Annotated in this window: 12 protein-coding genes; 8 read left to right on the forward strand and 4 right to left on the reverse strand. The window is 58.3% G+C overall.

The window, feature by feature from the left end:
* Positions 1-123: 123 nt before the first annotated feature.
* Positions 124-1206: an iron-containing alcohol dehydrogenase family protein gene (locus tag HEP82_RS07110; protein ID WP_192457449.1), complete on the forward strand. Its 1083-nt coding sequence runs from the start codon at positions 124-126 to the stop codon at positions 1204-1206.
* Positions 1207-1235: 29 nt separating this feature from the next.
* Here HEP82_RS07110 and HEP82_RS07115 read toward each other — a convergent pair whose 3' ends face one another.
* Positions 1236-1850: a TetR/AcrR family transcriptional regulator gene (locus HEP82_RS07115; protein ID WP_192457450.1), complete on the reverse strand. Its 615-nt coding sequence runs from the start codon at positions 1848-1850 to the stop codon at positions 1236-1238.
* A 179-nt stretch (positions 1851-2029) separates the two neighbouring features.
* Here HEP82_RS07115 and HEP82_RS07120 point away from each other — a divergent pair, with 179 nt between their 5' ends.
* Positions 2030-2515, forward strand: coding sequence for a DoxX family protein (locus tag HEP82_RS07120; RefSeq protein WP_192457451.1), 486 nt, complete (start codon positions 2030-2032; stop codon positions 2513-2515).
* Positions 2516-2840: 325 nt separating this feature from the next.
* On the opposite strand, the gene HEP82_RS07125 is transcribed toward HEP82_RS07120, so the two are convergent.
* The 3 genes from HEP82_RS07125 to HEP82_RS07135 are packed head-to-tail and all read right to left on the reverse strand — an operon-like array spanning position 2841 to position 5108.
* On the reverse strand, positions 2841-3944 hold the full coding sequence (locus HEP82_RS07125; protein WP_192457452.1) for a M20 peptidase aminoacylase family protein: 1104 nt from the start codon (positions 3942-3944) through the stop codon (positions 2841-2843).
* A 26-nt stretch (positions 3945-3970) separates the two neighbouring features.
* Positions 3971-4444 carry a YjiG family protein gene (locus HEP82_RS07130; RefSeq protein WP_192457453.1) on the reverse strand — a complete coding sequence of 158 codons (474 nt, stop codon included), beginning with the start codon at positions 4442-4444 and terminating at the stop codon, positions 3971-3973.
* Positions 4434-5108, reverse strand: a complete 675-nt coding sequence (locus tag HEP82_RS07135) for a nucleoside recognition domain-containing protein (RefSeq protein WP_015854313.1) — start codon at positions 5106-5108, stop codon at positions 4434-4436. The genes HEP82_RS07130 and HEP82_RS07135 overlap by 11 nt, the downstream gene beginning before the upstream one ends.
* Positions 5109-6594: 1486 nt before the next feature.
* Here HEP82_RS07135 and HEP82_RS07140 point away from each other — a divergent pair.
* The 6 genes from HEP82_RS07140 to HEP82_RS07165 are packed head-to-tail and all read left to right on the forward strand — an operon-like array spanning position 6595 to position 12743.
* Positions 6595-7317 carry a FadR/GntR family transcriptional regulator gene (locus HEP82_RS07140; protein WP_192457454.1) on the forward strand — a complete coding sequence of 241 codons (723 nt, stop codon included), beginning with the start codon at positions 6595-6597 and terminating at the stop codon, positions 7315-7317.
* Positions 7314-8318 carry an ABC transporter ATP-binding protein gene (locus HEP82_RS07145; protein ID WP_192457455.1) on the forward strand — a complete coding sequence of 335 codons (1005 nt, stop codon included), beginning with the start codon at positions 7314-7316 and terminating at the stop codon, positions 8316-8318. The genes HEP82_RS07140 and HEP82_RS07145 overlap by 4 nt, the downstream gene beginning before the upstream one ends.
* Entirely contained in the window at positions 8315-9379 is a 1065-nt protein-coding gene (locus HEP82_RS07150; RefSeq protein WP_192457456.1) for an ABC transporter ATP-binding protein, read from the forward strand. Before HEP82_RS07145 ends, HEP82_RS07150 begins: the two co-directional genes overlap by 4 nt.
* Before the next feature lie 20 nt (positions 9380-9399).
* Entirely contained in the window at positions 9400-10911 is a 1512-nt protein-coding gene (locus tag HEP82_RS07155; protein WP_192457457.1) for an ABC transporter substrate-binding protein, read from the forward strand.
* Between the two features lie 15 nt (positions 10912-10926).
* A complete protein-coding gene (locus tag HEP82_RS07160) occupies positions 10927-11868 on the forward strand; it encodes an ABC transporter permease (protein ID WP_015854308.1) in 942 nt (313 codons plus the stop codon).
* 2 nt (positions 11869-11870) lie between these two features.
* On the forward strand, positions 11871-12743 hold the full coding sequence (locus HEP82_RS07165; protein ID WP_192457458.1) for an ABC transporter permease: 873 nt from the start codon (positions 11871-11873) through the stop codon (positions 12741-12743).
* Positions 12744-12751: the final 8 nt, after the last annotated feature.

Consider the following 12751-nt stretch of genomic DNA (forward strand, 5'->3'; position numbering starts at 1 on the left):
GGGAAAACGCAGGTACCGGTTTGTGCGAGTTCCCCCGCGTGATAGAACGCAAGCGTGGATGTTAACGGGTCGGCATCAGGCGATCCCCCGGTATTGATTAATGTGCAATTAACAGGAATAACAATGACACAACAGGTCTTTTTCCCGGCCACCGTGCTGCGCGGCGCCGGCGCCAGTCAGCAACTGGGGAAAACATGCGCCCGTCTGGGCACGCGCGTTTTGGTGGTTGGCGGGCATCGGGCGCTGGCCGCCACGGAGTCCCTGATTCGCGAACAACTGCAGCAGGCTGGGGTGACGCTGGCCGGGCTGGAGTGGACGGGGGAACATTGCAGCATCAGCCAGATTGAGCGTCTGTGCGGCCGGGTACGGGATACCGACAGCGATGTATTGCTGGCGGTGGGCGGCGGTAAGGCGCTGGATACCGGCAAAGCCGTTGCGTATCAGTCCGGGATCCCGGTGGTGACATTGCCGACCATCGCGGCAACCTGCGCTGCCGTGACGCCGTTGTCGGTGCGTTACCATGACGACGGCCATTTCCACGATTTGTACCTTCTGCCGGTGGCACCCGCCGCCGTGGTGATCGACAGCGCGCTGCTGGCGCGTGCGCCGTTACGCTGGCTGGCGGCCGGATTGGGCGACACGCTGGCGAAATGGTATGAGTTCCGCGCCATTGACACCGGTCACAGCGACAATGGGTTTGCCTCCTCTTCCCGCGCCAACAGCGAAATCTGTTTCCAACTGATCCAACGCTACGGCGCGCAAGCCTGCCAGACGGTTGCCGTCGGCGAGAGCAACGCCGCGTTGGATCAGGTATTGGATGCGATCTTTCTGTTCGCCGGTTTGACATCGCTGATGGCCAGCGGCGCCCACGCTGCGGCGGCTCATGCGTTGTATGAAGGCTTTACCGTGTGCGACAAGACCCGGGAGTTTGGCCACGGCCTGTTGGTGGGGTTCGGCAATCTGTGCCTGCTGGCGCTGGAGCAGCGCAGCGATGCGGAACTGCTGGAAGCGATTCGACTGGCGGATGCGTGCGCGGTGCCGCTGACGCTGGCGGAGATCTGCCCCGATCTGAGCGATGATGAACTGAATGCGATTGTGAGCGCATCGGTGAAGGCGCCGGATATGGCCAATCTGTCGTTTGCCGTGACCGACGCCGATGTGCATCGCGCCATTCGCCGCGTAGAGGCGCTGGCGGCGCAACGTTGACCGGGTGGCGGTTTTCGCCTGCCCACGGATCACTGGGTGGGCGACAGATATAACCCGATGATAAACGACTGGCACAGCGCCACGATCTTGTTGTCACAGGCTTTGGGGTCATCCGGAATGGCGATTTTACCGTCGATCATCAGCGTAGCGACGCCGTGCACCAGCGACCAGGCGCCCAGCGCGGTTTCTTCTGTTTGCAACAGCGAATTGCGGCGTTCAGCCAGAATGATCGAAATGGCGTTGCGCATAGGTTGGTAGCTGCCTTTTTCCGCCTCCCGCCGCGCCGGTGAAGGGAGGCTGTGGGAAATCTCATGGCCGAACATCAGACGAAACAGGTTGGGATGTGCCAGTGCGAACCGGACGTACCCCAGCGCCAGCCGTTCGGTCAGCGGTCGCTTCTCTTCCTGGTTGACCGCCTGGTCGATATGGTTGCGCAGGCGTAGAAAGCCTTCCGTCGCCAGTGCTTCCAGCAACTGTTCTTTGTTGCTGAAGTGTTTGTAAGGGGCCGCTTCGCTGACGCCTAACTGTCTGGCCAGCGTTCGGAGCGAGAGTCCGCGAATTCCCTCGCTGATGAGCACTGACTCCGCTTTTTCCAGTAACTCCGCTTTTAAATTGCCGTGGTGATATTTTCCTTTCTCACTCACTTTTCACGCCTCCTGTGTTGTGTACTGCATTATTCCAATTTCTGTAGATCTATTTAGTCATTATAAAGTTTAGTTAGCTGGAGATCAGTTTTACTGCTTTTTTCTGGACATAATACTGATCTGTCTCTAAGTTAACAGTGATAACATTGTTATCACTGTTAACTTGATGGGAAGAGAAGATGATCGTTATTTATGTGTTGTCAGGGGCTCTATTGTTGTTGGAATTGAGCACCCGTACCTGGCTGCATGGCTATGCCAAACAACATGGCTGGGTATTGACGGATAACCTGCGTATTGCCGTTGTGCTGGTGTTGATAACGACCAGCAGCGCGCATTTTTCCTCATTACGTTATGACCTGCTGGCGATGCTGCCCCCGCCAATACCGCGTGAGATGTGGATTATCTCTGCAACGGGCGTCATTGAATTGCTGGGGGCGGCAGGGCTGCTGTCTGTACGATGGCGTTCGGCTGCGTGCGCAAGCCTGATTGTGTTTCTGATGAGTGTCTTCCCGGCCAATATTTATGCCGCGCTGAATGATATTCCCTTCAGCGGACGTCCTGCTACGCCCTTGCCGTTGCGTACAGCGATACAAATATTGCTTATTGGCGTGATTGGTTGGGTGATGTGGTATGAACGTCGGCGAAAACGCCTGCATGTCGCGTGATGAGCAGCCACCGAGTGTGGTGCCGGTAAGATGTGCTAAACCGCGCCGTCAACGCGGTTATGCCGTTCAGTGGTGAATGATTGGGTTGTAAAGACGCAGAAGTACGTCCTGAAAGAAGGCCGCCCCGGCGGCCTGGCGATGGAACACGGGGCGGTACCCCGTCATTCATTCTCGGGATGCGTGGTGCAAAACGGAATTCAACCTGCTGATGTGATGAACCGATTACGCCAATGTTGACTGCCGGAACCGGTTCGTTTTACAGGAGTTTTCACCACGTTGCGGATTGAGCGCCTGTACCTACGACATCCATCTGATGCCGCTGGCCTCAGCCCAATACTTTTTCCACACAGCGTTTAAATACCTTAACGCCGACGTCCAGCGAATTGAGGTCGAAATGCATATCGGGGTGGTGCAGGCCCGGTTTCAGATTGGTGCCCAGCCCCCAGAAACCGGATTTCACCTCCGGTTTCAGACGCGGATAGAAGAAGAAATCCTCGCCGCCCGCGGTGCTTTTCGGCGCTGTCAGCCCCTGCGGCCCAAGTACGTCCACAATCGCATCGCTGATGAGCGCGGTCGCCTCTTCGTGGATTTCCGCCGCCGGAATTTCCTTCGTCAGCTTGATCTCTACGGTGGCGCCGAGGGCGGCGGCGCTGTGTTCGATAGCCAGGCTGACCTTCTCCTTCAGCGTTGCCATCAGGTCATTTTGGGCGGAGCGCAGATCCCAGCATACGACCGCTTTATCCGGGATGGAGTTGGTGACGCCGGCATCACATAAGAAACGTGTCGCCTTGGCGCTCCAGGTCAGGTGGGGAGGCAACGGAATGGCTTTGACCGCCATCACCGCGTTGGCTGCGGCTTCCAATGCGTTGACCCCGAGGTGCGGGCGTGCGCCGTGGGCCGGTTTACCGTGGAAGGTGACTTCCAACGTGCTGCTGGCGGAGTAGTACACAGCGGGAATGGCCTCCCCCAGTACACACTCTTCTACCGGGCGCAGATGGAAGCCGAGGATGGTCTCCACATCGTCCAACGCCCCGCCTTCCACCATGGCGATGGCGCCGGTGCCCAGTTCTTCCGCCGGCTGAAACAGGATCTTCAGCCGCCCTTTTTTCACCAGACCTTCGCGGATAATCTCCTGAGCTGCCGTCAGCACCACGGAAGAGTGGGCATCGTGGCCGCAGGTATGACGGGCGCAGAACTCGCCGTTGATCACATGGCCCAGCGCGTCCATATCGGCGCGCAGCGCCAGCACCGGGCCGGGCACGCCGCTGTCCAGCTCGGCAATGATGCCGGTGGTGCCGTTGACGCCGCGGGTAACGCGATAACCGGCGGCTTCAATCTGTCCGGCCAGATAGTCGGAGGTTTTGAATTCCTGAAACCCTAACTCCGGAATGGTGTGCAGGTAGTTGTAATGCTCTAAAACGATGGACATGTTGCGCTCCCTGGAATTGTATTGGTTCAGGCGAACAGGCGCATGATCAGCATGGCGATCACGGCATTGAACAGGCTGGTCAGCATCAGCAACGGCCAGTATTTTTTCGGTACGTCGGCGACGCCCAGCAGGCGACCCATATACTGCAACTGTGAGCCCATCAGAAAGATGGCAGGCGCCAGAATGGTAATGGCGTGACCATCCAGAACCCCTTTGGACAGCAGGCTGACCGCCACGCCGGTGCCGGCGGAAGCGGAAAGCCAGGACGTCAGCAGCACGGTGATGGCTTCGCCCGGCAGGCCGAACAGCCCCATGATCGGTGCGAACACCTTGCCTAGCAGCGTCATCACGCCCAACAGATTGAGGATTTCAGCAATCACGTAAGCCATCAGGACGTTGGGCAGCAGATTGTTGATAGCGATGTTGAAGCCTTTGCGGGCGCCGATGACGAAAATGTCGAACGGGTTGTTGGAGACGTTGGTCTGGCTATTACTGCTCATGGTTAAAATCCTTCCGATATACGCTGTTCAGTATTATGCGCACCAGCGCGGCGCCGACGAATTTCAGTACCAACATCAGTACCAGCGGGATGACCACCGGCGCGGTCATAGACGCGAACAGCGCAGAGCCGATGGAAAAATAGTTGTTGATCAGACCTGCGCCGGAGTATTGCCAGGCCCCCATGATGACCACGTCTTTTTTGGTGATTTCCCCACGATCATGCAGTTCTTTGGTGAGTGCAGCGCCGGCATCGGTGCTTTGCAGGTCGGTAATCAGCGCCAGACCGGTGCGGCCGGGAATACCGAGAATCGGGCGCAGCAGTGGCGTCAGCAGCCGATGCGCTGCGCGAATGGCGCCATAGTGGGTAAAGATTTCCAATATGCCGAGCGCCAGCATCACGGTCGGCACCAGCGATAGGGCAAACAGGAAGCCGGCTTTGGCGCTGACGCCGCCGACGCCGATGAAGGTGCTGGTGGCATCCTTGATGGTGCCGAAGCTACCGCCAAGGGTGGTGAAGTCGAACGCGCCGAGCCATTTCAGACCGTCGACTTTAAAAAATAGCCCTGAAAAAAACAGAATCGCGGCAAGCAGTGCAAGATAGGGCCCTATCGCCCCAAACCTGCTTTTCCTGCCGGTAGTTGGCAGAGTCACTTCCTCTGACATCGAATTAACCCTCTTTATTTGAATATGGTGATGATGTTGTGATGTGCATGTCTATACCTGTCATACGTTAAGTCGCAGTTGCATATTGTTTGGACAGCAAGCCGGTACTTAATCGGTACTCTGTCTCTTAATCATCCCGCTGCTAAATACCGCGAGCGGAAAGTCAGTAGCAAAAGACGTGCCCGTAAATATATAACCGCAACCGGAGATAAATAAAATAGCTTTCGCAGCGGTAAATAAAGGGGGTTTGGATTGTGATGTGAAAAAAGATAAGTGACAGCGCGCGTTAATTCAGAAAAAAAAAGTCCACGGAAATAGAATGCGTTGATGAATTGATTAAAATGCGAACGTTATATTTCGTTTTTTTTATTTTATTGTTTTTTTGTCAAGAGATTATCCGTGTGTTTATTGGCGTTTGCGGAAAATGCAAAGCAGCTTTCTATAAATATTAAAAATTGATTTTCAGTCATTAACCGTAAATCAGGCAATGTCATGCGCTGTGGAATCTCACTATTCTGGTGCACGCTATGCACCCTGGCGGTGAATGCCGCCCGTTGCCTGCATTGCTCATCGGGCGCCTGGTGGTGTCGATGCGTTGCCGCTATTAATAGCAACATAGCGTTAACAGCACATCGGTTTTATTGTCACTTGAATATATTATTTAAATTAAGTTTCTTTAAAAAAGACAGAGTGCGATCAAAATAAGCAATTACGTGCCTTAACCGAATATATATCCGTCATGCTTCACGTTGCTGGTGTATTGGATGCCCTGGCTTATTGATGTAAACGCCAGGAAATTCATTTGCTTGTTATTCTGTTTATTTTAAGAGGCGGTATAACTATTACTGTATGCTGTGCGTATATCCGTCTGTTGATATTCCCGAAAGGGTAAGCGGAGTTGGACATTGTCGCTATTTCACTTTCTGGCGTGTTAAACCTTACCCCTGCATATAGGCGCCGTTTCCTGGGCGTAGGTGATGTTAAAACCGGTAAATCCATCATATCTGGCGGGAATGGTTTTTATTTCCTCGGAGCGTATTGCGTTATAAAGAATAAAGGGTTGCTGCGGTTCGGATGGGTGGTTTTATACCTTTATGCCTTCGCTGGCAGAAAATCGGTAACGCTACGAATCGCCGGGCGTTGACTCAAGCCGGTGCTCGGGGCGAGGAAAGCCGACGCACCGGCAATGTAAACGGTTCTCCCTCTGAGCTGCACTCGCATGACGCACCATGACATACCATTGTCTGCCTGGTTGGCGAGCAACAACCGCCATGACGGATCGCGATCGTGGATGTCGATGACGGCATACCATGATTATTTTTCGCTTCACACTCAATTGATTAGCTCAATTCCTGCAGCTTAATGTCATGAACCAATAAAAATTGGTTCGATTATTGCCTGTTTTTGTATCAGCGGCATTGATACGAGTGGTGCAAGTTTTGCGATGGTTAATATCTGTTTTGATGAAAAAAAGAGCGAACCAATCATGAATGGTGCGAAAGAGGCCGGCGCCAATTCCAGTTCGGCGCTGGATAAGCTGCGACATCTGATTCAGCAACATGACCGCAATCCAGAGCAACCGCTGCCGGCTGAACGCGAGTTGGCGGAGCGTTTTGGCGTCGGACGCCGTGAAATCCGCCGGGCGCTGGATGTGCTGGAGGAAGAGGGTCGTGTCTGGCGTAAACAAGGAAAGGGGACGTTCGTCGGGCCGTCCGCGCCGGTGCAACCGCTGGTGCTACAGGGGTTGCCGCAACAGTCCAATCTGCTGGAGGTGATGGAGGCACGGTTACAACTGGAGCCGGGGCTGGCGCGGCTGGCGGCGCTGCGCGCCAGCCGGGAGCAGATCGCGTTGATGGAGCGGCTGGCGGAACGGATGCAAACCATCACCCTGACCGACGGCGATCAGCACGAACTGTGGGACAGCGCCTTTCACCGCGCTATCGCCGAGGCGGCAGGCAACCGGCTGATGCTCAGCCTGTTCGACGCTATCGATGCCGTCCGGCGCGAACCCGGCTGGCAGCATTTACGTGTTCAGGCGCGCACGCCGGATCGGCTGGACAATTACGATCACCACCACCATCGCCTGATTCGGCATATCGCTGCGCGTCAGCCGGTCGACGCTGCAGCTGTGATGCGTGAACACCTGCTGGCGTTACAACAGGCGTTGATGGACGCCATTCACCCTAATGAGGATGAGGAACGGTCATGACTCATGCGAATCCTGAGCCGGTGCTGCATCTGCGTGATTTGCAGGTGCGGTTTAACGGCTCGCCGGTCACGGTGCTGGACGGCATCAGCCTGACATTGCAGGCAGGCGAAACGCTGGCGCTGGTCGGAGAATCCGGCTGCGGCAAGAGCATTACCTCGCTGGCGCTGATGGGGTTGTTGCCGCCCGGCGCGCGCATTGTCGGCGGCGAGATGCGCTTTGGCGAGCATGACTTACGTACGTTGTCGCCCCGGCAGTACGCCGACCTGCGCGGCAACCGGTTGGCGATGGTGTTTCAGGAGCCGATGACCTCGCTGAACCCGGCGTTCATGCTGGGCGACCAGCTTGCCGAAGCGGTGATACGCCACCGCCCGATGCGGCGGGAGGCGGCGTTGCATGCGGCGCTGGCGATGCTAGAGAAGGTACAGATCCCGGCGGCGGCGATGCGTCTGCGCGCCTGGCCGCACCAGCTTTCCGGTGGGATGCGCCAGCGGGTGATGATCGCCATGGCGTTGATTAACCAACCGTCGCTGCTGATCGCCGACGAGCCCACCACCGCGCTGGATGTCACTATTCAGGCGCAGATACTCACGCTGCTCAATCAGTTGCAACAGGATACCGGCGCCGCGGTGCTGATGATTACTCACGATCTGGGCGTGGTGGCGGAAGTGGCGCAGCGCGTGGCGGTGATGTATGCCGGGCAGGTGGTGGAAACCGGCGACGTCGCGGCGATTTTCAACGATCCACAGCACCCGTACACCATCGGGCTGATGGGGGCTATCCCGAGTTTGGGTCAACGCCAACAGGCGCTGGCCACCATTCCCGGACAGGTGCCGCTGCCGGAGGCGATGCCGGCCGGGTGCCGCTTCGCCACCCGTTGCCCGTTCGTGCAACCGCAGTGCCATCAGCACAAACCGCCGTTGCAGGATTTGGGCGACCAACACCTCGTCGCCTGTTTTCGCGTACCGCTGGAGCAGCATGTCGCGCTGGAGGCGATTGCATGAGCACACCCATTCTTGAATGCCGCGATTTGAGCAAGCAGTTTCCGGGGCCGGTACGTCTGTTGCGTCGCACGCAGCACATCACGGCGGTGGATCGCGTCTCGCTGAGCGTTCAGCCGGGTGAAACGCTGGCGATCGTCGGCGAATCCGGTTCCGGCAAATCCACGTTGGGCCGCCTGTTGCTGCGCCTGCTGACGGCGTCCGCCGGGCAGGTGTTTTATCAGGGCGAGGAGATCACCCGCGCCGGCGGCGATCGGCTGAATCAATTACGGCGCGAGCTACAAATTATTTTTCAGGATCCGTTCGCCTCGCTGAATCCGCGCATGACGGTAGAGAGCCTGGTCGGGGAGCCTTTGTGGCTGCATACCACTATGGCCCGGCCTGAACGGCGCGACCGGGTACACGACCTGTTGCGTACCGTCGGCCTGCCGGAGGCTTGGGCGCAGCGCTATCCGCACGAGTTTTCCGGCGGCCAGCGTCAGCGCATCGGCATCGCCCGCGCGCTGGCGTCGTCACCGAAATTGCTGCTGGGTGATGAACCGGTGTCGGCGCTGGATGTGTCGGTGCAGGCGCAGGTGGTGAACCTGCTGGAAGATCTCAAAGCCCGTTTTGGTTTGACCATGATCATTGTGGCGCATGGGCTGGCGGTGATCCGCCATATGAGCGACCGCGTGGCGGTGATGTATCTGGGCCAGATTATTGAACTGGCGCGCGCGGATGAACTGTTCGATGCGCCGTTGCATCCCTACACCCAAGCGCTGATCGCCTCCGCGCCGCAACTGCAACCTGGGCTGCGGCAGTCGATGCCGGTGTTGCAGGGCGATCTGCCCAATCCAGCAGCACCGCCGTCCGGGTGCCGTTTCCATACCCGTTGCCCGTATGTGCGCGACGAGTGCCGCCAGCTTGAGCCGATTCGCCAGGTGTTACCCGGCGGACGTCAGGTCGCCTGCCACCGCTGGCAGGAAATTCATGCCGATCGCAGTGTGATAACCGTTGCGCCGCCGTCGGAGGCTTTTTTACGTCGTCGGGCCCTGTTCGAACAGGCGGCTCGTCATACATCCTGAACTTCTGGAGAAACGAAGTGATGAAAGTCCGTCATACGTTATTGACCGCAGTCGGTGGCCTGATGTTGTTCGGGGCCAGTCTTTCCTCGCAGGCAGAGAGTACCCTTCGTATCGGGTTGGGGGCGGATCCGGACATGCTGGATCCGCATCTGGCGCGAACTTACTACGGCCGTTTCGTGTTCGCCGCGCTGTGCGACCGGCTGGTCGATGTGGACGAGCACCTGAAGGTTGTCCCCGGTCTGGCGACGGACTGGTCGTGGAGCGACGACGCTAAAACCCTGACCATGAACTTGCGGCAGGGGGTGACATTCCAGGACGGCGAGCCGTTCAACGCCGAGGCGGTGAAATTTAATATCGAACGGGCGTTGACCTTGCCGGGGTCGCTACGCAAAAGCGAGATTTCCTCTATCGAGCGGGTGGAGGTGACAGGGCCTTATCAGGTGGTGTTTCATCTGAAAACCCCGGATGCGGCGTTGCTTAGCCAATTGACCGATCGCGCCGGCGCGATGCTGGCGCCGCAGGCCGCCGCCAAACCGGATTTCGCCATGCATCCGGTGTGCTCCGGGCCGTATGCGTTTGAAAGCCGGGTGCAGCAGGATCGCATCGTGCTGAAACGCTTTGAAAACTACTGGAACAAGGCGGCTTATCACTTCGACAAAGTGGTGTTCCTGCCGATTCCCGACGCCTCGGTGCGGCTGGCCAACCTGCGTGCCGGCGATCTGGATCTGACCGAAGGTATCGCCCCGACGGACATCAAAACCCTGGAGTCCAACCCCAATCTGCGTCTGGCGAAGGTGACGGGGCTCGGCTATCAGGGCATCACATTCAATATCGCCAACGGCAAGGTCGAGCCGAACAGCCCTTTCAGGGATGCGCGGGTACGTCAGGCGTTCTCGCTGGCGATCGATCGCGATGCGCTGAATCAGGTGGTGTTTGAAGGCCAGTTCGACCCGGCTAATCAGGCTTTTTCGCCGGTAAGTCCTTATCACGTCAACACGCCGATCAGCGCGCGTGATGTCGATAAAGCCAAAGCGTTGCTGGCGGCGGCAGGCGTGAAAACCCCGGTCAATGTGGTGCTGCTGGTGACGAATAACCCCACGGCGCAACAGGTAGGGCAGGTGATCCAGGCGATGACTGGCGAAGCCGGTTTCAACGTAACGTTGCAGATGAGTGAATTCGCGACGCTGCTGTCCCGTCAGCAGAGCGGCGAGTACCAGCTCAGCCTGTCGGGATGGTCAGGGCGCCCGGATCCGGACGGCAGTATTTTCTCGTTCATCCACAGCAAAGGCACGCTCAACGATGGGCGCTACAGTAACCCGCAGGTAGACGAGTGGCTGACGCAGGCGCGCCAGACCAATGATATCGCCGCCCGTCAGGCGCTGTACGGCAAGGTGGTGAATCAATTGCAGACCGACATGCCGATTGCCTATCTCTACTTCGAGCCGCGCATCTTCGGCATGACCAACAAGCTGAACGGTTTCACGCCGTCGCCGGATGGTCTGGTGCGGCTGGCCGGCGTCAGCCTGAAATAATCCAGGGGTGTCGACATGCTTGAGCTGATCGGTAAGCGGCTGCTGCTGGCTGTTCCCACGTTGCTATTGGTGAGCGTGATGGTGTTCGCGTTGCAGAAGCTGCTGCCGGGCGACCCGGTACTGGCGATGGCGGGGGAGGAGCGCGATCCGGCGGCGATTGCGCAACTGCGCGAGGAGTATCACCTGAATGACCCGCTGTCGTCCCAGTATCTGTATTGGGTGGGGAATGCGTTGCAGGGCAATCTGGGCGTCTCGCTGCGCACCAAAGAGCCGGTGACGGCGCTTATCGCCAGCAAACTGCCGGTGACGCTGGAGTTGTCGCTGCTGGCGATGCTGGTGGCGCTGGTGGCTGGCGTCGGTGCCGGGATTGTCGCCGCGGTACGTAAGAACAGTTGGGTGGATCACACCGCTAACCTGGTGGCGCTGTCCGGCATTTCGGTACCGCATTTCTGGCTCGGCATTCTGCTGATCCTGCTGTTCTCGGTGCACCTGCATTGGCTGCCCGCTTCCGGCTATGTGCCGCTGGCGGAGGATGTGACGCAAAACCTGCGCACGCTGTTGCTGCCGGCGCTGGTGCTGGGCACCGGGCTGGCCGCTACGCTGATGCGCCATACCCGGGCGGCGATGCTGGCGGTGTTGCAGGCGGATTACATTCGCACCGCCCGCGCCAAAGGGTTGCTGCCTGCGCGGGTCGTGTTGCGTCATGCCTTGCGTAATGCACTGGTGCCGATCGTCACGTTGACTACGCTGTTGTTCGGCGAATTGCTCGGCGGCGCGGTGCTGACCGAGCAAGTTTTTACGATCCCCGGTTTCGGCAAAATGATCGTCGACGCGGTCTTCAACCGCGACTACGCGGTGGTGCAGGGCGTGGTGCTGGTGGTGGCGATCGGTTTTCTGCTGCTCAACCTGCTAGCGGACGTACTGTACCTGTTGATTAACCCGAAAATGCGAGGCTGACCATGAGTGATGCTGCGATCCCCGTCGCCGCGGCGCGGCGCAAACCCGTCAACCGGGTGTTGAGCAAGTTTCTGCGCAACAACAGCGCGCTGGTTGGCGCCGCCCTCGTCGTGCTGTTTGTCGGCATCGCGCTGTTGGCGCCCTGGCTGGCACCGTTCGACCCGATCAAAACCAATTTTCTGGCGGTACGCAAAGCGCCGTCGGCGCTGCACTGGCTCGGTACTGACGAGCTGGGGCGCGACATTCTGTCCCGGGTGATCTGGGGGGCGCGTACCTCGCTGCTGGCAGGTGGCATTTCGGTGCTGATCGCTATCTTCATCGGCGTGCCGCTGGGGTTGATTGCCGGTTACTGGCAGCGGATGTGGGACGGCGTGATTTCCCGCATCATCGAGGCATTGCTGGCCTGCCCGTTTCTGATCCTGGCGATTGCGCTGGGGGCGTTTCTCGGGCCGAGCCTCGGCAATGCGATGATCGCCATTGGTTTGTCGGCGATGCCGATTTTCGCCCGTTTGACGCGGGCGCAGGTGATGGCGGTGCGCAGTGAAGAGTACATCGACGGTGCCCGGGCCATCGGCCTGCCGGATCGCTGGATTGTGATCCGTTACGTGCTGCCCAACGTGCTGTCGCCGATTTTGGTGCAGGCCACGCTGGCTATCGCCGCAGCGATCATCACCGAGGCCAGCCTGTCGTTTCTCGGGCTGGGGCAGCAACCGCCCGCGCCGTCGTGGGGGGCGATGCTGAATACCGCTAAAGGCTATCTGGAACAGGCACCCTGGATGTCCATTTTCCCAGGGATCGCCATTTTTCTGACCGTGCAGGGGTTCAACCTGTTGGGCGACGGACTGCGCGATGCGCTCGATCCGCGCAATGATTAAAGGAAACA

Origin of the sequence: Musicola keenii (genome assembly GCF_014855505.1) — a bacterium.
GTDB classification, from domain to species: domain Bacteria; phylum Pseudomonadota; class Gammaproteobacteria; order Enterobacterales; family Enterobacteriaceae; genus Musicola; species Musicola paradisiaca.